This window comes from Terrabacter sp. Root181 (genome assembly GCF_001428505.1).
Taxonomy (GTDB): domain Bacteria; phylum Actinomycetota; class Actinomycetes; order Actinomycetales; family Dermatophilaceae; genus Terrabacter.
Window position 1 is genome coordinate 433,447 of record NZ_LMHU01000001.1, and the last position, 22,795, is coordinate 456,241.

At 71.1% G+C, this 22,795-nt stretch carries 20 protein-coding genes and 2 pseudogenes; 14 read left to right on the forward strand and 8 right to left on the reverse strand.

Translation table 11 applies throughout. The annotated features are described in order from the left end of the window. Positions 1-19 precede the first annotated feature (19 nt). Positions 20-226 (forward strand): hypothetical protein, encoded by a 207-nt coding sequence (locus tag ASD90_RS01975; RefSeq protein WP_056750918.1) that lies wholly within the window; start codon positions 20-22, stop codon positions 224-226. An 18-nt stretch (positions 227-244) separates the two neighbouring features. Here ASD90_RS01975 and ASD90_RS01980 read toward each other — a convergent pair whose 3' ends face one another. After that, positions 245-628, reverse strand: a complete 384-nt coding sequence (locus ASD90_RS01980; protein ID WP_056750921.1) for a VOC family protein — start codon at positions 626-628, stop codon at positions 245-247. Between the two features lie 115 nt (positions 629-743). On the opposite strand from ASD90_RS01980, the gene ASD90_RS01985 reads away from it, so the two are divergent. Continuing rightward, positions 744-1,067: a hypothetical protein gene (locus ASD90_RS01985; protein ID WP_157622942.1), complete on the forward strand. Its 324-nt coding sequence runs from the start codon at positions 744-746 to the stop codon at positions 1,065-1,067. A gap of 19 nt (positions 1,068-1,086) precedes the next feature. Here the strand turns inward: ASD90_RS01985 and ASD90_RS01990 are convergent, their stop codons facing one another. Then, positions 1,087-1,479 (reverse strand): hypothetical protein, encoded by a 393-nt coding sequence (locus tag ASD90_RS01990; protein ID WP_056750927.1) that lies wholly within the window; start codon positions 1,477-1,479, stop codon positions 1,087-1,089. 72 nt (positions 1,480-1,551) lie between these two features. Then, the gene (locus tag ASD90_RS01995) at positions 1,552-2,043 is read right to left on the reverse strand and encodes an N-acetyltransferase (RefSeq protein ID WP_235506349.1); all 492 of its coding nucleotides are present in this window, start codon (positions 2,041-2,043) and stop codon (positions 1,552-1,554) included. A gap of 61 nt (positions 2,044-2,104) precedes the next feature. On the opposite strand from ASD90_RS01995, the gene ASD90_RS02000 reads away from it, so the two are divergent. Further along, positions 2,105-2,980, forward strand: a complete 876-nt coding sequence (locus ASD90_RS02000; RefSeq protein ID WP_056750930.1) for a CPBP family intramembrane glutamic endopeptidase — start codon at positions 2,105-2,107, stop codon at positions 2,978-2,980. Between the two features lie 447 nt (positions 2,981-3,427). On the opposite strand, the pseudogene ASD90_RS24650 reads toward ASD90_RS02000, so the two are convergent. From ASD90_RS24650 to ASD90_RS02010, 3 genes and pseudogenes are all read right to left on the reverse strand, one after another. After that, positions 3,428-3,529, reverse strand: a pseudogene (locus ASD90_RS24650) (hypothetical protein); the annotation flags it as partial. Between the two features lie 22 nt (positions 3,530-3,551). Continuing rightward, a pseudogene (locus tag ASD90_RS24120) lies at positions 3,552-4,607 on the reverse strand (DUF222 domain-containing protein); the annotation flags it as partial. A gap of 89 nt (positions 4,608-4,696) precedes the next feature. Further along, positions 4,697-4,924: a hypothetical protein gene (locus ASD90_RS02010; protein ID WP_056750936.1), complete on the reverse strand. Its 228-nt coding sequence runs from the start codon at positions 4,922-4,924 to the stop codon at positions 4,697-4,699. Positions 4,925-5,006: 82 nt separating this feature from the next. On the opposite strand from ASD90_RS02010, the gene ASD90_RS02015 reads away from it, so the two are divergent. The 5 genes from ASD90_RS02015 (at position 5,007) to ASD90_RS02035 (ending at position 10,807) form a co-directional block, all read left to right on the forward strand. Beyond that, a complete protein-coding gene (locus tag ASD90_RS02015) occupies positions 5,007-5,348 on the forward strand; it encodes an META domain-containing protein (RefSeq protein WP_056750939.1) in 342 nt (113 codons plus the stop codon). A gap of 22 nt (positions 5,349-5,370) precedes the next feature. Further along, positions 5,371-5,871, forward strand: a complete 501-nt coding sequence (locus ASD90_RS02020) for a DUF1992 domain-containing protein (protein WP_056754236.1) — start codon at positions 5,371-5,373, stop codon at positions 5,869-5,871. Between the two features lie 85 nt (positions 5,872-5,956). After that, positions 5,957-7,135 carry a helix-turn-helix domain-containing protein gene (locus tag ASD90_RS02025; protein WP_056750943.1) on the forward strand — a complete coding sequence of 393 codons (1,179 nt, stop codon included), beginning with the start codon at positions 5,957-5,959 and terminating at the stop codon, positions 7,133-7,135. A gap of 115 nt (positions 7,136-7,250) precedes the next feature. Beyond that, positions 7,251-9,032, forward strand: coding sequence for an NAD(P)/FAD-dependent oxidoreductase (locus tag ASD90_RS02030; RefSeq protein WP_056750945.1), 1,782 nt, complete (start codon positions 7,251-7,253; stop codon positions 9,030-9,032). 137 nt (positions 9,033-9,169) lie between these two features. Beyond that, positions 9,170-10,807, forward strand: coding sequence for an HAD family acid phosphatase (locus tag ASD90_RS02035; protein WP_056750948.1), 1,638 nt, complete (start codon positions 9,170-9,172; stop codon positions 10,805-10,807). 9 nt (positions 10,808-10,816) lie between these two features. On the opposite strand, the gene ASD90_RS02040 is transcribed toward ASD90_RS02035, so the two are convergent. Then, a complete protein-coding gene (locus ASD90_RS02040; protein ID WP_369793546.1) occupies positions 10,817-11,629 on the reverse strand; it encodes an HAD-IIA family hydrolase in 813 nt (270 codons plus the stop codon). Between the two features lie 26 nt (positions 11,630-11,655). After that, positions 11,656-12,861 carry an ROK family transcriptional regulator gene (locus ASD90_RS02045; RefSeq protein WP_056750953.1) on the reverse strand — a complete coding sequence of 402 codons (1,206 nt, stop codon included), beginning with the start codon at positions 12,859-12,861 and terminating at the stop codon, positions 11,656-11,658. Positions 12,862-13,015: 154 nt separating this feature from the next. On the opposite strand from ASD90_RS02045, the gene ASD90_RS02050 reads away from it, so the two are divergent. The 6 genes from ASD90_RS02050 (at position 13,016) to ASD90_RS02075 (ending at position 22,766) form a co-directional block, all read left to right on the forward strand. Further along, on the forward strand, positions 13,016-14,500 hold the full coding sequence (locus ASD90_RS02050) for a sugar ABC transporter ATP-binding protein (protein WP_056750955.1): 1,485 nt from the start codon (positions 13,016-13,018) through the stop codon (positions 14,498-14,500). Continuing rightward, the gene (locus ASD90_RS02055; protein WP_056750958.1) at positions 14,497-15,585 is read left to right on the forward strand and encodes an ABC transporter permease; all 1,089 of its coding nucleotides are present in this window, start codon (positions 14,497-14,499) and stop codon (positions 15,583-15,585) included. Before ASD90_RS02050 ends, ASD90_RS02055 begins: the two co-directional genes overlap by 4 nt. An 85-nt stretch (positions 15,586-15,670) precedes the next feature. Beyond that, positions 15,671-16,732 carry a substrate-binding domain-containing protein gene (locus tag ASD90_RS02060; protein ID WP_056750964.1) on the forward strand — a complete coding sequence of 354 codons (1,062 nt, stop codon included), beginning with the start codon at positions 15,671-15,673 and terminating at the stop codon, positions 16,730-16,732. 105 nt (positions 16,733-16,837) lie between these two features. Next, positions 16,838-18,070 carry a Gfo/Idh/MocA family protein gene (locus ASD90_RS02065; protein ID WP_056750967.1) on the forward strand — a complete coding sequence of 411 codons (1,233 nt, stop codon included), beginning with the start codon at positions 16,838-16,840 and terminating at the stop codon, positions 18,068-18,070. 95 nt (positions 18,071-18,165) lie between these two features. Beyond that, the gene (locus ASD90_RS02070) at positions 18,166-19,278 is read left to right on the forward strand and encodes a sugar phosphate isomerase/epimerase (protein ID WP_056750971.1); all 1,113 of its coding nucleotides are present in this window, start codon (positions 18,166-18,168) and stop codon (positions 19,276-19,278) included. Positions 19,279-19,421: 143 nt separating this feature from the next. Continuing rightward, positions 19,422-22,766 carry a PQQ-dependent sugar dehydrogenase gene (locus ASD90_RS02075; protein WP_056750974.1) on the forward strand — a complete coding sequence of 1,115 codons (3,345 nt, stop codon included), beginning with the start codon at positions 19,422-19,424 and terminating at the stop codon, positions 22,764-22,766. The last annotated feature ends 29 nt before the right edge of the window (positions 22,767-22,795 follow it).

A 22,795-nucleotide genomic window follows, 5' to 3' on the forward strand; every position in this document is an offset into this window, starting at 1 on the left:
CACGGCATACGATCGCGGGATGATGCCCTGGCTCGTCGTCGCGCTCGCCCTGGCGCTGGTCGGGCTGCTCCTCCGGCGCGCGGCCCTCGTCGTGCGGCGTCGAGGAGCCGGCCACGTGATGGCGCCGTTCGAGGAGATCTGGCGCCCGACCGCGCTCGAACCACACGCCGAGGTGCGCCAGCAGTCGCAGCGGCGCGCGCCCGCCCCGTCGCCCGACGACGCGTGACGCCCACCCCTCTGGCGGTCAGGCCACGCAGAACTCGTTGCCCTCGGGGTCGAGCATGACGACGTGCCCGAGGGCGCCGTCGTAGCTCTCCTCGCGGACGACGGTCGCGCCGAGGTCGACGAGCTGGGGCACCCTGGCGCGGATGAGCCGTTCGCGCTCGACGAGGTCCCACGGGCCCTCGCCCGCGACGCGGATGTCGATGTGGAGGCGGTTCTTGGCCGACTTCGGCTCGGGCACCCGGAGCCAGCCGATCGCGGGGCCCCTGCCGTTCGGGTCGATGATCGAGGCGCCGTCGGGGTCGTCGTAGCCGGGCTCGGCGACGTAGCCGAGGGCCGCCGCCCAGAAGGCTGCGAGCCGGTGCGGGTCGGTGGCGTCGCAGCCGAGGGTCCAGTGAGTGGCCATGACGACACCGTAGGAGCCGATCCGGATGTTCGGCGTCCTCGACGCGGGCCCGGCTCTGGCCGTGCTGAGTAGGGGCGCCGATGCGGGCCCGGCGGACGTGGGCGATGGTGGAGGCGTGGAGCCACGCAGCGTTCGCCCGTACATCGTCGCCCTCGGCCTGCTCTGGATCGTCCCGGCCGTCCTCGTGCTCGTGCTGCACCTGACGCTCCCGGACTACAACGCCTCGGGGCAGTGCACCGGTCTCGGCTTCGGCTGCACCCCGACCCCTGCGGACACGGTGCTGTTCCTCGGCTACCTGGCCGCGCTGCCGCTCTTCCTCCTCGGCATGGTGGCCTGCCTCGTCATCGCCGTCGTGCGCGCGCGCCGCGACCGGCGCGATGCCGGCCGCGACGAGGTCGAGACGACGGACAGCCGCGACGCCGGCGACCCTGGCCGCTGACTGCGCCCGTGCCCCGGCGTCAGAGGCCGGCGAACGGCAGCAAGGGGTCGAACCCCAGGACGGCGAGCATGCCGGTCGTGGCCACGACCCCGGTGACCAGGGCGATCGGGAGAGCGGCCAGCACCGGCGGCCACGCGGCCGCTCGGGTCCGCATGGTCAGTCTCGACAGTCCCAGCGCGCCGAAGACGTTGGTGCCGATGCCGACCGCCAGCGCCAGCTCGTAGCGGCCGATGTCCGGGTCGTCGACCGAGCCCAGATCGAGCACGTAGGCGAAGCCGTAGGTCAGGGAGTGCATGACCAGCAGCACGAACGCCAGGCCGGCCAGAAACGCCGTCGTCAGGGCGCCGATGGCAAGTGACCACCACGGCAGGCTGAGTCCCCAGCGACTCTCGACCGGCTCTGCCCCGCCCATGCGTGTCATCCTCGCGACTCCTGGCCGTGCACCGCGTCCGTATGCGTACTCGACCTGGACTGTCTGGCGCGGTCAGAGGGGACGTGCGTAGCCGAGGAGCTCTGGGCAGGGCGCGAACGAGCTCCTGCTGCGCTCTCCGGTCGGCTCCCATCCGTGCTTCTCGTAGAAGCGGCGGCCGCGGCCGTTGCCCGTGAAGACGCGGAGCCGGGCACGCCGGATGCCGCGGTCGCGCAGGTGGTCGAGGACGTCGTCGTGCGCGAGCGTCGCCAGCCCGCTGCCCCAGTGGTCGACGGCGATGCCGAAGTGCAGGAACTCGTCGCCACGAGTTGCCGCGAAACCAGCGACAGCCCCCTCGGAGGACGACGAAGCAGTCGGTCCCGGGAAGGTCGATCTCGCGGAGCCACCGTTCGGCGATGGCCTCGCGCGGGAACCGGTGCTGGTCCTGAGGGAAGACGTCAGCCAGCCCGAGGACCGCCCCCGGTCACGCGGGCAGTATGACCCCGGTGCGCGCCGCGGCGTGACGAACCCAGGTGGCACCGAGCAGCGCGGATGGGTGAAGATCATGCTGACTCGCTGACCCGAGGACGTGTCAGCCTCATCGAACGACAGGGAAGTTGAGGTTCACATGTCCGACCTCTCAGCCGCGCCACGTCTCGGCGGCCTGCGGAGCTTCTTCGACCGAGGCGGCTTCTGGCGGCTCGTGCCGCTCGTCGTCGTCTACCTCGCCATCTACCTCGGTGCGGGCCTGCTCGCGACGACGGTCTTCGCCCGACAAGGTGAGGAGGAGCTGCTGACGACCGTCGGCAGCGTCTTCGTCGACGTCACCTTCGCGCTCATCGTCGGCGCGGTCGTCCTCGGTGTCTTCCTGTGGGCGATGGGCTGGACCCGCGAGGTCTTCGGCCCGCAGCCCATCGGCGGGTCGCGGTGGATGTGGATCGGCCCGACCCTCGTCACGATCCCGATCGTGCTGCGCATCATCGGCCCGGACTACGGGAAGTACAGCCTCGCCGTCATCGTGCTCACGATCGTGACGGGGCTGCTCGTCGGCCTCGTCGAGGAAGTCCTGACCCGCGGCATCGCGGTCAAGATGCTGCGCGACGCCGGACACTCGGAGCGCGTCGTGGCGCTCGTCTCCTCGCTGGTCTTCGCGGCGCTCCACTCGGTCAACCTGCTGAGCGGTCAAGCGGTCACGACCGTGGGGGTCACGATGGCCTACACCTTCGGGTTCGGTGTCTGCATGTACCTCACGATGCGCGTCACGCGATCGATCATCCCCGCGATCGTGCTCCACGGGCTGACCGACCCGTTCGTCCTGCTGTCAACGGGTGGCATCGACGAGGTGGGCTCGAACGGGACCCAGAACGCCCTGCTGACCGTCGCGGGCTCGTTCAGCTTCATCATCATCGTCGCGGGACTGGTCATGGTGTGGTTCGTCCGGGGGCGCGTCGCCCAAGGCACGGACGGGACCGTCCACGACCCGGTGGGCGCCACGAAGGGCTGAGGTCCACGCGGGCTGCCCGCGCCGTGTCTCACGGTCGCGGCGGATCCGCTCCCGGTGTGGTGCCCCGCCGTGGGGTGAGGTCGACGAGGTGCAGGTGCAGCGGTCCGCCCGAGGGGGCGGGGTAGCGCCGCCCAAGTCTGGCTGGTGGTCTGCGTCGGTCACGCTGTTTCGGGTCGGGGTCCTGGGCCAGGGTGAGACGGGGCGGCCGCTGGGGTGGGCCGATGAGCAGCCCGGTGTCGGTCGTGAAGGTGAGCCCGTCGGGGTGGGTGGGGTCGCCGGTGAGGGTGAACTCGCCGCGGTGGTGTCCGTCGTGGTGGAACGGGCACAGGCCCAGGAGGTTGGTGGTGTCGGTGCGGGGGGGGTGGGGTCGCCGGTGAGGGTGAACTCGCCGCGGTGGTGTCCGTCGTGGTGGAACGGGCACAGGCCCAGGAGGTTGGTGGTGTCGGTGGGTCCGCCGTCGCGCCAGTGCTGGAGGTGGTGGATCTCGAGGTGTCGGGTGCTCCCGCAGCCGGGGAACCGGCAGCCGCGGTCGCGGTCGAGGACCAGGATGCGGGTGCGGTGCGGGACGACGCGCTGGGCGCGGCCGACGTTGACGGGGGTGCCCGTCGGTCTCCCAGACGGGGGTCAGGGTCCCGTCGCAGGTCAGCTGGTTCGTGATGTGTTGGGGCAGGCGGGGTCGTCCGGTGAGCCAGCCGCCGTCGGTGTCGAGGTGGACCTGGACCCGGTATCTGGCGGACCGGGCCCGGCGCGCGGCCCCACCCGAACCACCCGACCCGGCAGACGCGTGACTGCCGGTCGTGGTGGTGGCGGCGTCGAGGGAGCGGGTGGCGAGCACGGTCAGCGCGTCGGCCCACGTGACCAGGGGCTTGCCTCCGTCGGTGCAGCACCGGTCCGGGTGCAGCACGTCCCCGTTCAGGGCCCGCTTCTCCTCCTCACTCACGCCCTCGCTCACGCCCTCGCGGTTGGCGGGGTCGTGGCTCAGGGTGTGGAAGAGGTGGTCCTTCGCCTCGGTGAGCGCTGACTCGATGAGGGCGCCGACCTCGGCCGGGGCGTCGTAGCGCAGCCGGAACCGCCCGTCCGCGTCCAGACCCATGCTCAGGTGCGCCGGCTCGACCGGCGCGGGCTTCACACCGGTCGTGGACGCGGCGTCCTCCTGCGACCCTTCGTCGGGCTGGAGCTCGCCGGGCAGGCCGCGGCCGCGGTCGTCGACGGTGTCGGGCTGCAGGGTGAAGTCGTAGCGGGTGACCGAGCGCTGCAGCTGGGTGACGGTCGCGTGCTGCGCGAACTCGGCGACGGTCGCGTCGAACGCGGCCGGGGTGTGCCGGGCCACGACCGCGGCCTGGTCGAGGCTGATCCGCCCCTCCCGCAACGCCGCGGCGATGGCGGGCAGATCCCCGGCGCGGCGGGCCAGCAGGATGACCGCGGCGGCCTGGGCCCGGGACAGTCCCGCGCGGAGCATCAGCCAGTGCTCGGGGGAGCGCAGACCCCCGGCCTGCCAGGACCCGTCCGACAGGACGGTGGCGACGAAGTCGACGAGCCGGGCGTGCGCGTCGTGCAGGTCGGCGGCCAGGGATGCGACGTGCTCCCAGTCCTGCTCGATCTGCTGCGCGGTCCGGCTCTGCTCCATACCCTCTATCGTACAGGTGTTCGAACGACCCGACAAGACCTGTCCACACCAAACCCACTGTCCCGCAACGGTTTACGACTCAACAGCGTTCAGCGGTACGACTTCGCCTGCAGCTCGAAGAGCTCTGCGTAGGCACCCCCGGCGGCCATCAGCTCGTCGTGCGTCCCCTCCTCGGCCACGCGCCCGTCGACGGTGGACGACGCTGCGACGAGCCACGGCACCCCGACGGCGACGCCGGAGACGAAGAGCGCGTTGACGGCGACGAGCACGACCCCGAGCGGGTGCACGCGGAACTGGTGGCGCACGAGTCCGAGCACGGGATCCCCTGTCGTCGCGGACGCTGACTGCCCTCCGGTCTACCCGACCCCGCCGACGAGCGCACCCGGATAACGTGGGCCCATGGGAGACAACGCGATCGCGGGCACGTCGTGGGTGGTCCAGGAGCTCGGCGGTGTCGTCACGACCGACCCGAAGCCGCAGCTGGCGTTCGACGAGGACGGCCGGGTCACCGGCACGACCGGCGTCAACCGGGTCATGGGGCGCTACGAGGTGGCGGACGGCCTGCTCACGGTGGCCGATGCAGCCACGACCCGCATGGCCGGCCCGCCCGAGGCGATGGAGCAGGAGCAGCGACTGCTCGGGCTCTTCGATGCGCCGCAGGCGTTCGTCGTGACGGGCGACCGTCTCGAGGTCGGCGACGGCGAGACCCTCGCGCTCCTCGTGCGGCCGCGAGAGGGGTAGGACCTCGGTTAGCGTGGACGGCATGACGGGCCAGCCGTACTGGGAGAGCGCTGTGGACAAGCAGATCCGCGAGGCGCAGGAGCGTGGGGACTTCGACAACCTGCCGGGCGCCGGCAAGCCTCTCGACCTCAGCGACTCGGGCGATCCCGACTGGTGGGTCAAGCGCTTCGCGGCCCGCGAGCAGCTCGACCTGGCCGGTGCGCTGCCGGGAGCGCTGGGCCTGCGCAAGGAGGCGGCGGGCTACCCGGAGTCGCTCGTCGACGTCCGCACCGAGGCGCAGGTGCGCGAGATCATCGAGGGCTACAACAAGCGCGTCCTCGCCGACCGGCTGCGCCCCGCCGTCGGCAACCTGCCGCCGCTCATCGCCAAGACCCTCGACGTCGACGAGATGGTGCAGCGGTGGCGACCGCTGCGCGAGGCGCTCGAGGAGCAGCAGCGCGCGGCGCGCGACGAGGCGGCGGCCGCCCGGGCCGCCGCGCAGCAGCCCCGCCCGTCGTGGTGGCGCCGCCTCCTCGGAGGTTGAACGCGCCCTACCCAAGCGGCGTCCCGCGTGTCACGATCACGGGGAGCCGTGTCCCCGCGCAGGGCCACCCGTCGCAAAGGTGCGCATGTCCACAGCCTCCGGACTCGAAGCGGCCCTGACTGCGTTCGAGGACCCCGCAGCCAAGGCCCGGGACCTGCTGCGCCTGCACCGCTCCTGGGCGCACACGCACGAGGTGCCGGCGGGCGCGCGCGGTGTCGTCGCGCGGTCCTGGCTCCGGCAGACGCCCGAGGGCGACAAGATCTCGACGCCGATCTCCGACCACGCCCTGCTCGCCCGGCGCGAGCGCTCGCGCCTGCTCGCCTCGGTCGTGCCGGTCCTCAAGGACCGCCTGCTCCCCCTCGCCCACGAGGCCGGCAACGAGCTCGTCATCAGCGACGACGAGGGCTACCCGCTGTGGATGTTCGGGCCCTCGCCGATCCGTCGCCGCAGCGACGGTCTCGGCTTCGTCGAGGGCGCCCGCTGGCGCGAGGGCGACGTCGGCACCAACTCGCTCGGAACGGCGATGGAGGAGCGCAGGCCCGTCCAGATCTTCGGCCCCGAGCACGCCCGCGAGGACCAGCACGCGTGGGTATGCACGAGCGCCCCGATCCTCGACCGTCGGGCGCGGACACCGCTCGGTGTCGTCACCCTGAGCGGGGCCTTCCGCACGGCGCACCCGCACACGCTGATGCTCGTCACCATGGCCGTCCGCGAGGCCGTCGACTCGCTCGCCGGCCAGCACGAGCGCGACCTGCGCCGGGTCGCCCGTGCCAGCGAGTCGTGTGCCGGGTCGGGTCGTTTCGTCGTCGTCGACCGTCACGGGTGGGTGGCCCGGGCGGAGGGCTACGGCGTCGGTGAGCGGGTCTGGGTGCCGGGCAGCCTGCGCGAGGGCACCGTGTGGGTGCCCGAGATCGGGCAGGTCCGCGCCGAGGCGATCTCGGGCGGCTGGGTGCTCCACGAGGCGGCCACGACCGCTGCCACGCTCGAGGTCGTCCGCCACCCGAACCCGCGCGTCCTCGTCATCTCCGCAGGCTCGACCGTGGAGATCGCGCTCAGCGAGCGCCATGCCGAGATCGTCGCCCTGCTGGCGCAGCATCCCGCCGGGCTCGACACCGCCGCCCTCATGGCGCGGCTCGACGGCGCGACGACGCCCGTGACGATCCGGGCCGAGATGTCGCGCCTGCGCAAGCGCCTCGGCGGCCTCGTCGACAGCCGCCCCTACCGCCTCACCACGCGCGCGACGGTCCGGCCCGACGCGACCTGAGCACCCGGCATACGCCCTCTGGGTCTGCCTGCAACGTTCTGCAACCCTGTCCGGCGACCCCGCCCGCTCCTAGCGTCACTCCCACGACCCCACCACGTGGACAAAGGAGTTGGCGATGGGTGAGCAGTTGACGGCGAGCGAGTGGCTCGCGCGGTTCGGGGACGCCCTGGCCTCCGGCGAGGTCGACCGGGTGACCGGTCTCTTCGGCGACGAGTGCTACTGGCGCGACCTGATCAGCATGACGTGGAACATCCACACCTCCGAGGGCCGCGAGCAGATCGGCGACATGCTCTCGGGCGTCGAGCCCGGAGCGTGGCCCACCGACATCGTGGCGACGAGCGAGTCGGAGGCCGACGGCGTCCACGAGGCGTGGTTCACCTTCGGCAACGCCATCTTCACCGGCAAGGGGCTCGTGCGCGTCCGCGACGGCCTCGCCTGGACCCTGCTGACCAGCGCGCAGGCGCTCAAGGACCACCCGGAGCCGTCCGGCACGCGCCGACCGCGCGGCGCCGAGCACGGCGTCAACGTCTCGACCGAGAACTGGCTCGACAAGCGGCAGCAGGAGGTCGAGTCCTACGGCGTCGACGCCGAGCCCTACGTGCTCGTGGTCGGCGGCGGCCAGGGTGGCATCGGCCTCGCCGCGCGGCTCAAGCGTCTCGGCGTGCCGACGCTCGTCGTCGACAGGTACCCCAGGCCCGGCGACCAGTGGCGCAGCCGCTACCACTCGCTCTGCCTGCACGACCCGGTCTGGTACGACCACATGCCCTACCTGCCCTTCCCCGACCACTGGCCCGTCTTCACGCCCAAGGACAAGATGGGCGACTGGCTCGAGAGCTACACCCAGGTCATGGAGCTCGACTACTGGAGCAACAGCGAGGCGACGTCGGCGACCTTCGACGAGGCCACCGGCGCCTGGACGGTGCACGTGACCCGTGAGGGCCGCGAGGTCGTGCTCCACCCCGCCCAGCTCGTCCTTGCCACCGGCATGAGCGGCATCGCCAACGTGCCGACGCTGCCCGGCCAGGACGTCTTCCAGGGCGACCAGCACCACAGCAGCAAGCACCCCGGCGGCGCGCGCTACGTCGGCAAGAAGGTCGTCGTCATCGGGTCGAACAACTCGGCCCACGACATCTGTGCCGACCTGTGGCAGAACGGCGCCCAGCCGATCATGCTGCAGCGCTCCAGCACCCACATCGTGAGGTCCGACTCGCTCATGGACACGGTGCTCGGCCCGCTCTACTCCGAGGAGGCCGTCGCCAACGGGATCGACCACGACACCGCCGACCTCGTCTTCGCATCGATCCCCTACAAGATCCTCGCCGACTTCCAGCGACCCGCCTTCGACGCCATCCGTGAGCAGGACGCCGACTTCTACGCCGCTCTCGAGGCGGCCGGATTCGACCTCGACTTCGGTGACGACGACTCGGGCCTCTTCCTCAAGTACCTCCGCCGCGGCTCGGGCTACTACATCGACATCGGCGCTTCCGAGCTCGTCGCCAAGGGCGCGATCCGGCTGGTGCGCGGGCAGGTCGACCACCTGACCGAGCACGCCGTCGTCCTCACCGACGGCACCGAGCTCGAGGCCGACGCCGTCGTCTACGCCACGGGCTACGGGTCGATGAACGGCTGGGCCGCCCGGCTCATCAGCCAGGACGTCGCCGACGCCGTCGGCAAGTGCTGGGGCCTCGGCTCCGACACGACGAAGGACCCCGGGCCGTGGCAGGGCGAGCTGCGCAACATGTGGAAGCCAACCCGCCAGGACAACCTGTGGTTCCACGGGGGCAACCTGCACCAGTCGCGGCACTACTCGCGCTACCTGGCGATGCAGCTCAAGGCGCGCATGGAGGGCATCGACACCCCCGTGTACGCCCTCGCGGAGACCCACCACCTGGCCTGAGCCTGAGTGAAGTCTGGGAGTTCCATGTCAGGTGCATGGGAATGCCCCCGCGGCGGGTCGCGAGACCCCTGCGGGGGCAGGCACGGGGCTACGGTCGAGCGGCCCACCCGCACCCCGAACAGCCCAGAGGTGAACCCATGAGGCGTCCCACCCCCAGAGCCGCCGGCCTCGCGGCCGCAGCAGTCGGCTCGATCATCGGCTCCCTGGTCGTCGCCAGCGCGTCCCCGGCCCTCGCCCACGGCGACGCCGGCGGCCGTCACGACCAGACCCTGACCCCGCGTACCCAGTTCGTCATGGCGCCCGACGGCTCGAGCGGCGCGCGCGCCGACGGCGCCGGCATCCCCAACATCGACTCGGTGAAGAAGACGATCTACAGCTACTACGGCGACCCCGGCACGGGCCGGGCCGACCGGGCGAGCTCGCCGTACATCTCCGAGATGCGCTCGATCACGGACGGCCTCCGCGCGTCCCTGAAGCGCACGTACGCCGCGGCCGAGCGGGCCGGCACGAAGCCGGCCATCGTGTTCGACGCCGACGACACGACGCTGTGGACCTACGACATGGAGGTCGCGGACATGAAGTTCGTCTTCGACCCCGTGCGCCAGGACTACTGGGTGCAGCACCAGCTCTTCCCCGCGACGCCGACCATGGTCGACCTCGTCAACGAGGCCGATGCCATGGGCTTCACGATCTTCGGTCTCACCGGTCGCGGCGCGGCCCAGAAGGACGCGACGATCGGCAACCTCAAGGACGTCGGCTACAACGCCTTCACGCCCGACCACTACTTCACGAAGTGGGCCGGGTCGACGCCGCCCGCCTACCTCACGTGCGCCACGGCCAAGTGCACGACGGTCGAGTACAAGGCCGGCACGCGCAAGCACATCGAGCAGGACCTCGGCTACGACATCGTGCTCAACATCGGCGACCAGTGGTCCGACCTGCAGGGCGGCCACGCCGACCGCAACGTCAAGCTGCCGAACCCGACCTACTACCTCCCGTCGCCGAACCTCCCGGGTGTCGAGGAGCCCAGCCTCACCCCGCGCACGCACTTCACGATGGAGCCCGACGGCTCGAGCGGACTCACCGAGAGCGGCGAGGGCATCCCCAACATCGACTCGGTCAAGAAGACGATCGCCACCTACTACGGCGACCCCGGCACCGGCATTGCCGACAGGACGAGCTCGCCCTACATCACCGAGCTCGCGGCCCTCGAGGCCCGCAACACCCAGCGACTCGTCAGCGAGTGCCGCCAGGGCGTGCGCGCCGGCACGAAGCCCGCCGTCGTGTTCGACGCCGACGACACGACGCTGTGGACCTACGACATGGAGGTGGCGGACATGAAGTTCGTCTTCAACCCCGTGCGCCAGGACTACTGGGTGCAGAACAAGCTCTTCCCCGCCACACCCGGAATGCCTTCTCTCGTCAAGGCCGTCGCCGACTCCGGCTGTACGGTCATCGGCCTGACGGGTCGCAACACCGGCCAGAGGGCGGCCACGCTCGCGAACCTCCACGAGCAGGGCTACCCGCAGTTCACCGACGACCTCTACTTCACGAAGTGGCGCTCGACCGAGACGCCGCCGGCCTACATGCAGGGCCACTGCAAGGCCTACCCGACGTGCACGACGATCGAGTACAAGTCGACGACCCGTGCGCACGTCGAGCAGGACCTCGGCTACGACGTCGTCGCCAACCTCGGCGACCAGTACAGCGACCTCATCGGCGGCCATGCCGACCGTGCGGTCAAGCTGCCGAACCCGACGTACTACCTGCCCTGACGTCGGGGGTCAGTGCTGCTCGCCGACCTCGTGCGCGACGAAGCGGACGAGGTCGGCGACGGAGTCGACGATGCGGCTCGGGCGGTACGGGAAGTGCTCGACCTGCTCACGGCTCGTCGAGCCGGTGAGGACGAGGACCGTGCGCAGACCGGCCTCGAGCCCGCTGATGATGTCGGTGTCCATGCGGTCGCCGACCATGATCGTCGTCTCGGAGTGCGCGTCGAGGCGGTTGAGGGCGCTGCGCATCATGAGCGGGTTGGGCTTGCCGATGTAGTAGGGCTGGCGACCGGTCGCCGTCGAGATGAGGGCGGCGACCGAGCCGGTGGCCGGGAGCGTGCCGGCCGGGCTCGGGCCGCTCGGGTCGGGGTTCGTCGCGATGAAGCGGGCGCCCTTCTCGATGAGGCGGATCGCGCGGGTGATGGCCTCGAACGAGTACGTGCGCGTCTCGCCGAGGACGACGTAGTCGGGGTCACGGTCGGTCATGACGTAGCCGACGTCGTGCATGGCCGTCGTCAGGCCGGCCTCGCCGACGACGTAGGCCGAGCCGCCGGGCCGCTGCTCGGCGAGGAACTGCGCCGTCGCCAGCGCCGAGGTCCAGATCGCCTCCTCGGGCACGTCGATGCCGCTGCGGAGCAGCCGGGCGCGCAGGTCGCGCGGCGTGAAGATCGAGTTGTTCGTCAGGACGAGGAAGCTCCGGCCGGACTCCTTGAGCGCCGTGACGAACTCGGCGGCGCCGGCGATCGCGTCCTCCTCGTGCACGAGGACGCCGTCCATGTCGGTGAGCCACGTCGCGACGGGCCGGTGATCGGTCATGGACCCCATTGTGGCGGGTCGGGCCGCCGTCCCGCTCAGGACGCCGAGTGGGCGATGGCGAGGTCGACGCGGTCGGCCGTCAGGGCGTGCTGGATGACCATGGTGGCCGCACCGATGACGCCGGCCTGGACGCCGGTGGTCGCCGGCACGATCTGCAGCACGCCGGTGGCGAGGGGGAGCGAGCGGCCGTAGACGACCTCGCGCACGCCGGCGATGAGGCTCTCGCCGGCCTGGACGAGCGAGCCGCCGATGACGATGACCGACGGGTTGAGCAGGCTGACGCAGGTGGCGAGCACCTCGCCGATGGTGCGACCGGCCTGGCGCACCGCGAGGGCGGCCGGGATGTTGCCGCCGCGGACGAGGTCGACGATGTCCTTGTTGGAGTCGGCGATGATCCCGATCTCCTTGAGCGCCTTGGAGATCGCGGGTCCGCTGGCGACGGCCTCGAGGCAGCCGACGTTGCCGCACGAGCAGAGCACCTCGGCGGCGTGGGGCGCCGCGACGTGGCCGAGGTCGCCGGCCGCGCCGACCGCCCCGCGGTGCAGGCGGCCGCCGCTGATGATGCCGGCGCCGATGCCGGTCGCGACCTTGACGAAGAGGAGGTGCTCGACGTCGGGGTGGGCCATCGCGTGCTCGCCGAGGGCCATGATGTTGACGTCGTTGTCGACGAGGACCGGGACGTCGAAGTCGCGTCGGACGTGGGCGGGCACGTCGTAGCCGTCCCAGCCGGGCATGATCGGCGGGCGCATCGGACGGCCGCTCGAGTGCTCGACCGGCCCGGGCACCCCGATGCCGATGCCGATGAGGTCGCGGGGCTCGCGGCCCGCCTGCTCGAGCAGGCGGCGCGTCGTCGCGACGAGCCAGTCGAGGACGACCTCGGGGCCGTCGGTGATGTCGAGGCTCTCGCCGATCTCACAGATCGGACGGCCGCTGAGGTCGGTCAGGGCGACCCGGCCGTGCGTGGCACCGATGTCCGCGCCGACGACCACGCGGGCCTCGGGGTTGAAGGCGAAGCGGACCGGCGGCCGGCCACCGGTGCTCGCGGCCTCGCCGCTGGGGGCGAGCAGGCCCGTCGCGAGCAGGGCGTCGACGCGGGCGCCCACGGTCGACCGGGCGAGGCCGGTCAGCTTGGCGAGCTCGGCACGCGTGCGCGGGGTCTCGTCGCGCAGCAGCTGCAGCAGCTCACCTGCGCCGCTGACGGCGGTGGCGGCATACGCGGACGACGTTGACTCTGGACGCACGTTCGAAGTCAAGCACACGCGGCTTCGGTATGTCATGCACACGGCTTTGGTGTGTCCACGAGAAAACTTTTGCTTGACGTTCCGACAAAAGTGGGTCACGGTGTGACGCATGGAATCTCGACGGCGAGATGTAGCAGGCGCCCCTCTCCTGCGAATGACGAACGTGGTCAAGCGTTTTCCCGGGGTCGTGGCCCTCGGTGGCGTCGACCTCGACGTGCAGCCCGGCGAGGTGCACTGCCTGCTCGGCCAGAACGGCGCGGGCAAGAGCACCCTCATCAAGGTGCTCGCCGGCGTCCACGAGCCCAACGAGGGCACCATCGAGTGGGCCGGCGAGCCGGTCACCCTGCACCACCCGCAGGCGGCGATGGACCTCGGCGTCGCGACGATGTACCAGGAGCTCGACCTCGTCGAGGGCCTCAGCGTCGCCGAGAACATCTTCCTCGGGCACGAGCCCACCCGGTTCGGCTTCTCCCAGCGCACCGCCGCCCGCCGTGAGGCCGCCGCCCTGCTCGCCCGCCTCGGCCACCCCGAGATCTCGCCCTCCGTCGAGGTCGGCACGCTCTCGGCCGCCTCGTGCCAGATCGTCAGCATGGCCCGCGCCCTGTCCCGCGACGCGCAGCTCATCGTCATGGACGAGCCCTCCGCGGTGCTCGACGCCGGCGAGGTCAAGCAGCTCTTCCGCGTCATCGCCGAGGTGACCGGGCAGGGCGTCGCCGTCGTCTACATCTCGCACCGACTCGAGGAGATCCGCGAGATCGGTGACCGCGTCACGGTGCTCAAGGACGGCAAGACGGTCGCCACCGGCCTCGACGCCAAGACGACGCCGACCCAGGAGCTGATCCGTCTCATGACGGGCCGCTCCATCGAGTACGTCTTCCCGCCCAAGCCCGAGGTCGTCGTCGACGCCGAGCCCGTCCTCCGCGTCGAGGGCCTGGCCCGCGCGGGCGAGTTCGCATCGGTCACCTTCGACGTCCGTCCCGGCGAGGTCGTCGGGCTCGCCGGCCTCGTGGGCTCGGGTCGCTCCGAGGTCGTCGAGACGATCTTCGGGGCCCGCAAGGCGACGAGCGGCACGGTCAGCGTCGGCGGCAAGGCGGTGCGCGGGGGGTCCGTCGCCGCGGCCGTCGCCGCCGGGATCGGCCTGTGCCCCGAGGAGCGCAAGAGCCAGGCGCTCGTCCTCGGCGCCTCGCTCGCCTCGAACATCACCCTCGCGACGCTCCCGCGCTTCTCGCACGGCGGCCTGCTCGACGGGTCGGCCGAGGTCGAGGCCGCCGAGGAGCTGCTCGAGTCGCTCGACGTGCGCCCGCGCGGCGTCCACCGCGAGTCGCGCACCCTCTCCGGCGGCAACCAGCAGAAGGTCGTCCTGGCCCGCTGGCTGCTCCGCGGCTGCAAGGTGCTGCTCCTCGACGAGCCCACCCGCGGCGTCGACGTCGGGGCCCGCTCCGAGATCTACGCCCTGATCCGCCGCCTCACCGACGAGGGCGTCGCCGTCGTCGTCGTGTCCAGCGAGATCCCCGAGGTCCTGGGGCTGTCCAACCGGGTGCTGGTCCTCGCCGACCGCACCGTCCGTCACGAGGGCCCGGCCGACGAGCTCGACGAGCACGCCGTCCTCGACATCATCCTGAAGGGAGACGCGGCATGAGCGCCGACGTCACGAAGGTCGACCAGGCAGGGGAGCCCGTCGGCGGAGCCGCGAGCGGGACCACCCCGCCCACCCCGAGCGGACCACCGGTCGGTGGAGCCGCCTCCCGCCGGGAGGGAGGCATCGCCGGCTTCCTCAACGGACCCGTCGGCCGGAACGCGGGTCTCGTGCTGGCCCTCGTGCTCCTCGTCATCGTCGGCATCATCACGGCCGGGGACCGTTTCGCCAGCCCCGAGAACGCGCTGACGATCCTGCGACTCGGCTCGGTCATCGGCGTCGTCAGCGTCGGCATGACGTTCGTCATCTCCGGTGGCGGCATCGACCTGTCGGTCGGCGCCATCGTCGCCCTCTCGTCGGTCTGGGCCACCACGGTGGCGACCCAGACCATGGCCGCGAACTACCACTGGATCGTCATGGTCATCGCGGCGCTCGTCGTCGGGGCCGTCTGCGGACTCGTCAACGGGGTGCTGATCGCCTACGGGCGCATGGCGCCGTTCATCGCGACCCTCGCGATGCTCGCCGCCGCCCGGGGCCTGGCCGAGATCATCGCCAAGCGCCGCACCCAGATCATCCGCGACCGCGGCTTCATCGAGTTCTTCGGCGGCAGCGTCCTCGGCATCCCCGTGCTCGTCATCATGTTCGCGATCGTCGCCGTCGTCGGCTGGGTCCTGCTCAACCGCACGACGTTCGGGCGTCGCACGCTGGCCATCGGCGGCAACCCCGAGGCGGCCCGCCTCGCCGGCATCCGGGTGCAGCGCCAGACGATGTACCTCTACATCCTGCTCGGTGTCGCCTGCGGCATCGCCGCCGTGATGATCATGGCCCGCACGACGACCGGCACGTCCACGCACGGCACCCTCTACGAGCTCGACGCGATCGCCGCCGTCGTCATCGGCGGCACGCTCCTCAGCGGTGGCCGCGGCACGATCGTCGGCACCGTCCTCGGCGTCCTCATCTTCACGACGCTCACCAACGTCTTCACCCTCAACAACCTCGACACGTCGACGCAGGCGGTGGCCAAGGGGGCGATCATCGTCGCCGCCGTCCTGCTCCAGCAGCGGGTCTCCCGCACCAGGTCGGGCTAGCCGAACGGCCCGGTCGACAGCACCACCAGCACGGCAGAGCACCACTCACCTCGCACCACCCCTCTTCGCTCACATAGGAGTCAGCGTGTCCGCATCACTCTCCCGTCCGACCAAGCGCGTCGCCGTCCTGGCGATCGCCCTGAGCTCGGCCCTCGTCGCCGCCGGGTGCACGAGCAACGACCCGGCCACGACTCCCGCGGCCTCGACCCAGCAGACCGGCAGCGACGCCGTGAGCGACAACGACGCCCCCGGCAAGAAGGTCGTCATCGGCTTCTCCGGACCGGCGGCCGACCACGGCTGGCTCGCGGCGGTCAACAAGTCGGCCCAGGACGAGGCCAAGAAGTACAGCGACATCGAGCTCAAGTCGGCCGAGGGCACCAACGACGCCAGCCTCCAGATCAGCCAGATCGAGACCTTCATCAACGACAAGGTCGACGCGATCGTGCTGCTGCCGACCGACGGCGCTGCCCTCACCGAGGTCGCCACCAAGGCGATGCAGGCCGGCATCCCGGTCATCAACGTCGACCGGGAGTTCTCGAGCCCGTTCGCCGCGCGGGCGACGGTCCTCGGTGACAACTACGGCATGGGCGTCTCGGCCGGCACCTACGCCTGCAAGATCGTCAAGGACAAGAACATCGCCAACCCGGTCATCGCCGAGATCGCCGGCATCGACGCCCTGCCCCTGACGCAGGACCGGTCGAAGGGCTTCGCCGACGCGCTCAAGGCCTGCAACCAGACCGTCGACAACCGGGTCGCGGCGGAGTTCACGGTCGAGTCCGGCGAGAAGCAGGCGTCCAACCTGCTTCAGGCCGCCCCGAAGATCGACGTCCTGTGGAACCACGACGACGACCAGGGTGTGGGCGTCATGGCCGCCCTCGACCAGGCCAACCGCCACGAGATGGCCTTCATCGGCGGCGCCGGTTCGGCCAACGCGATGCGCTGGATCCAGGAGGGCAAGATGGAGGCCACGGTCATCTACCCGCCGACCCAGGCCGCCGACGGCATCAAGCTCGCGCGCCTCATCGCCCAGGGCAAGGGCCTGAGCGACCTCGTCCAGGTCGAGGTGCCCAACCGCATCGTCCTCAACGCGCCCGTCGTGACCAAGGAGAACGTCGAGCAGTACCTGCCCCTCGGCTTCGAGTCCTGACCGGTCGGTGCTCGCGCCACCGCACGCCAGGTGGCGCGGGCACCCCACCGCACCAGCAGGACCGAACCGTCAGCGGTACCACCCCTCGTCGGATGTGAGGACGTCATGAGCACACCCAGCAAGCCCACCCTCGGGGTCGGGATGATCGGCTACGCCTTCATGGGGCGGGCCCACTCCCAGGCCTGGCGCAACGTGCGCAGCTACTTCGACGTGCCGGCCGCGCCGCGCCTCGTCGCCGTGGCCGGGCGCAACGAGGCGGCCGCGCGCGACACGGCCGACCGCTTCGGCTGGGCCGGGGTCGAGACCGACTGGCGGCGCCTGCTCGAGCGTGACGACATCGACGTCATCGACATCTGCACGCCGGGCGACACCCACGCCGAGATCGCGGTCGCCGCTCTCGAGGCCGGCAAGCACGTGCTCTGCGAGAAGCCGCTCGCCAACTCGGTCGGGGAGGCCGAGGCGATGGTCGTGGCCGCCGAGGCGGCCCGGGCCCGCGGCGTCCGCTCGATGGTGGGCTTCACCTACCGCCGGGTCCCGGCCATCGCGTACGCCCGTCAGCTCGTCGCGGAGGGACGGCTCGGCCGTATCCTCCACGTCCGCGGTGCTTACCTGCAGGACTGGCTCGTCGACCCCGAGTCGCCGCTCACCTGGCGCCTCCAGAAGGAGCGTGCCGGCTCGGGGGCGCTCGGCGACATCGGCGCCCACATCGTCGACCTCGCGCAGTTCGTGACGGGTGAGCACCTCACCGGGGTGTCCGCCCTGACCGAGACGTTCGTGCGCGAACGTCCGGTGGCCGATCCGGCGGCCGCCGGGACCGGGGGGATCAGCGGCACGGCCGCGCAGAACGGCTCGGCCACCACCGGGCCGGTGACCGTCGACGACGCCGCCGTGCTCGTCTCGCGGATGAGCGGTGGCGCCCTCGCGACCTTCGAGGCGACCCGCTTCGCCAACGGCCGCAAGAACGCGATCCGCCTGGAGGTCAACGGGACCGAGGGCTCGCTCGCCTTCGACTTCGAGGACATGAACGTCCTCCACGTCTTCGACGGGCGCGTCCCGAGCCGCGACGCCGGCTTCACCCGGGTGCTCGTCACCGAGTCCACCCACCCCTACGTGGCGTCCTGGTGGCCGCCCGGTCACGTGCTCGGCTACGAGCACGGCTTCACCCACCAGGCGGTCGACCTGCTGACCGCCATCGCCGAGGGCACCGACCCCCGGCCTTCCTTCTCCGACGGGCTCCAGGTGCAGCGGATCCTGTCGGCGGTCGAGACGAGCGTGGAGCGGGAGGGGTCCTGGACCCCGATCGACGGGGCCCACGCGACGTCGCCGACCATGTCCTGAACGCTGCGGAGGCACTCGACCTCGCTTGTCAGACAAGGAGATCCAGCACAAACCGCACGTCTAGTCTCTGTCACCCCTTGAAGGAGCACGCTCACATGCACGACAACGACGTCAACCCGCTCAAGCTCGTCAGCAAGCTCGGACTCAACCGTCGCCAGTTCTTCGCGGCCACGACGGGCGTCGCCGCCGCCGTGACCCTGACCGGGACGGCCGCCAAGGCCGCCCCCGGCGCCAGCGGGGTCCTCATCCCCGCCCCTCGCCGAGGGATCATCCTCTACACCGTGCGTGACGCGGTCGGGCGCGACCCGCTGACCTCGCCGTACGCCTCCGGCTTCAAGGAGGTGCTCACCGAGCTCTCCTCGATCGGCTACCGCCAGATCGAGTTCGCCGGCTTCCGCCAGCACGCCAACGCCGAGGGCGGTGCAGACCTGAACACGGTGGCCGGTGCCACGCAGCTGCGCGCCTGGCTCGACGAGCTCGGGCTCGAGGCCGAGGGCAACCACGGCTCGATCCCGTCGACCATCACGGACACGACGATCGCGCAGTTCGACGCGGCCTGCGAGATCGCCAACATCCTCGGCATGGGCCACGTCGGCACCGGGTCCGACCCGACCGGCTCGGCCTACGTCGCCGACTGGGAGGCCGCGGCCGCGCGCTGGAACTTCTTCGGGGAGAGGGCCGCCCAGCACGGACTCAAGCTCTACACGCACAACCACGACATCGCGTACAGCTTCCTGCTCGACAGCGGGCCGCTCGACGCACAGGGCCGCCCGACGCGCTCGTCCGGCATCCGCCGCCTCGAGCACTTCCTGGCCAACACGGACCCGAAGGCCGTCTACCTCGAGATGGACATCTACTGGGCCCACGTCGCGCAGTACAAGCACACGACGTACACCGCCCCGGACGGCTCGGTCGTGACCTCGATCTTCGACCCGGCCGCGGTCGTCGCCGCCCAGACGTCACGCTTCCCGCTCTTCCACGCCAAGGACGGCAAGATCGACACGACGCAGTCCAACGGCTACGTCATGGCCCCCTTCGGCCAGGGCGACATCGACTACTCGACGTTCCTGCGCCGGGTCGGTGCCAAGGGCTCGCACAACCCGATGTGGGAGATGGACACCGCACCGGGCAACGCCACGACGGCTCCGAACCAGTCGATGGAGCTCTCGAAGGTCAGCTACGACGCGATGGCCGCCCTTCGCGGCTGAGCCCCCTGCACACGCAGGCCGACCGCCCTCCGGGGGCGGCCGGCATACCGGAAAACACCGGGCCCCGGGGAGTGCAGAAGCCGTTGCAGCGGCGCACTCCCCGGGGACCGGCTTCGCCCGTCTCTGTCAAGAAGGACGTACCGATGAATGCTACTTCGCGATCCAGGGCGAGGAGGCTGGTTGCCACAACTGCGGCAGCCGTCCTCGCCTGCACGGCGCTCGGCGCCGTGGCCACCCTCCCGGCCCAGGCGCACGACGGGGTCGACCACGGCTCCGAGCCGGCGCTCGACTGGTCGAACTACGAGAAGATCACCCTCACCAAGGACACCGGTGAGCCGATCGACATGGCCGTGCTCCCCGACCGCCGCGTGCTGACGACCGCCCGCAACGGCGACGTCCGCCTCGTCGACCCCGACAGCGGCGTCACCAAGGTGATCAACACCCTGCCCGTCTACAACAACTCGGAGGACGGGCTCCAGACCGTCACCCTCGACCCCGACTTCCAGACGAACCAGTGGGTCTACCTCTACTACGCGCCGCGCACCATGACCGCGCCGTACGTGACGACGACCCCGACCGGGTCGGCGCCGAACAGCCTGCCCGCCGGCGCGGACGCCTCCTACTGGGACCAGTGGAAGGGCTACAACCAGCTCAGCCGCTTCAGGTGGGACGACGCCGCCGACAAGCTCGACCTCGCGAGCGAGCAGGTCATCCTCAAGGTGGAGACGCAGCGCGGCCAGTGCTGCCACGTCGCCGGTGACGTCGACTTCGACGCCGACGGCAACCTCTACCTCTCGACCGGCGACAACACGCCGGCGAGCGCGCCGGGGGCCAACGGCTTCGCGCCGAACAACAACGCGCCCGGCTTCAACCCCGGCTTCGACTCGCGTCGCGGCGCCGGCAACACCAACGACCTGCGCGGCAAGATCCTGCGCGTCCACCCCGAGGCCGACGGGTCCTACACGATCCCGGCGGGCAACCTCTTCGCACCGGGCACCGCCAAGACCCGTCCCGAGATCTTCGTCATGGGCGTGCGCAACCCGTTCCGCATGGACGTCGACCCGATCACGAACTCCGTCTCGTGGGGCGACTACGGCCCCGACGCCGGCGCGCCCGACGCCCAGCGCGGCCCGATGGGCTACGTCGAGTGGCAGACCACGGCCATCACCAAGCCGATCAACGGCGGGTGGCCCTACTGCCACGGGCCGAACGCGAACTACAACGAGTGGAACTTCGCCACGGCGACGCCCGGACCGTGGTTCGACTGCAACGCCGGCGCCACGAACAACTCGACGTGGAACACCGGGCTCGCCCAGGTGCCCCCGGCCACCGCGCCGACGCTCTACTACGGCGACAACAACACGCACCAGCCGTGGCCCGAGCTGACCGACTTCGACCCGCAGGGTGGTCAGGGCCCGATGGGCGGTCCCGTCTACCACTACGACGCGACCAACGCGTCGACGACGAAGTTCCCGGCGTACTGGGACAAGAAGGCGTTCTTCGCCGAGTTCTCGCAGGACTACCTCGCGGTGTTCGACGTGCAGTGGCCCAACGGACCCGTCAACCACATCCAGCACTTCCTGCCCAACCGCGACCTCGAGACGAACGGCCAGCCGATCACTGACAGCCCGATCGACATCGAGTTCGGCCCGGACGGGTCGCTCTACGTCCTCGACTACGGTGACGGCTTCTTCCGGGCCAACCCCGACGCCGGCCTCTACCGGATCGACTACGCGCCCGGCAACAAGGCGCCGCAGGCGAAGATCGCGGCGAACCCGATCAGCAGCAGCAGCGCCCCGCTGACGGTCCAGTTCGACGCGTCCGGCTCGGTCGACCCCGAGGGTGGGGCCCTGACCTACGAGTGGGACTTCGACGGCAACGGCACGTTCGACGCGACCGGCGCCACGGCGAGCTTCACCTACACCGAGCTCGGGAAGTACACGGCGCGCCTGCGCGTCACCGACCCGGAGGGCCGTCGCGGCCTGACGAGCACGTCGATCAGCGTCGGCAACGTCGCCCCGACGGTCACCATCGCGACGCCCCCCAACGGCGGCTTCTTCGACTGGGGCCAGGCCGTGCCCTTCAACGTCACGACCTCCGACCCCGAGGACGGCACCGCAACGGTGTGCTCGCGCGTGACCTGGACCTTCGGGCTGGGGCACGACGCGCACGCCCACCCGCTGAGCCAGGGCACGGGCTGCCAGTTCGCGATCCCGACCCCGGCCGACGCGACCCAGCACGGCGAGACGGAGAACATCTTCGGCGTCGTCGTCATCACGTACACCGACAACGGGGCCAACGGTCTCCCCGGTGCGACCACCACCGAGCAGCTGATCCTCAACCCGAAGAAGCAGGAGGCCGAGTGGGCCGACGCGACACAGGGTGTCGAGATCACGAACGACGACGCGGCGAGCGGCCTGCGCAAGGTCACCTCGTTCGACGCCGGTGACTGGCTGGCCTGGGACCCGGCGAACCTCGTCGGCGTCACGGGCGTGACGGCCCGCGCCTCCGGCAGCGGCACCCTGTCGCTCCGGTGGAACTCGCCGACGGCGGTCCCCTTCGGCACCGTCGCGGTGAGCGGCTCCGGCTGGACCGACGCGGCAGCGAGCCTGTCGTCGAAGCCCACCGGCACCGGACGCCTCTACGTCACCTCCTCCGGCGGGGTCGTGCTCGACTCCCTGACGTTCGTGGGCAACGGCGTCGCCGACGTCACACCCCCCGTCGTCTCGGCCACGCTGAACCCGGCGACGCCGAACGGCGCGAACGGCTGGTACACGAGCAACGTGACCGTCACGGTCAACGCGACCGACAACGGCACCGTCGCCTCGCGCCAGCGCTCCACCGACGGTGGGACCACGTGGGTCAACGCCAACACGGCGCTGACGATCTCGACCGAGGGCACGACGACCGTGCTCTACCGCGCCACCGACAACGGCGGCAACGTCTCGCAGGTCGGCTCCGTCACGGTCAAGCTCGACAAGACCCAGCCCGCGGTCGCGGTGTCCGGGGTGACCGACGGCGCCACCGTCGGCAACTCCGGCGACGTGACGTGGACGGCGACGGACGCGACGAGCGGCATCGACACCGTGACCGCCACGGTCGACGGCACCGCGGTCGCGGCCGCCACGCCGCTGGCCCTGTGGAAGCTCTCGCTGGGCAGCCACACCCTGGTCGTCACGGCGACGGACAAGGCAGGCCTGGTGCGCACCACGACGGTGACGTTCACGACCCGCACGTCGCTGCTGACGCTCACCGCCCTGACGGAGCGACTGGCCCGCGAGGGTCTCGTCACCCCGGCGGGCGAGAAGGAGCTCGAGAAGCGTCTCCAGCAGGCCGAGAGGCACGTCGCCGCGGGTCGCACCGCGGCCGCGATCTCGCAGCTGCAGGGCTTCGTCGACGCTGCGACGTCGAGCACCAACGTCCGCGACGCGGCGGCCTCGGCCGCCCTGCAGCGTGACGCCAACGCGGTCATCGCCTCGCTGCGCTGACCCATCCCGGTGGCCCGGCGGCGGGCACA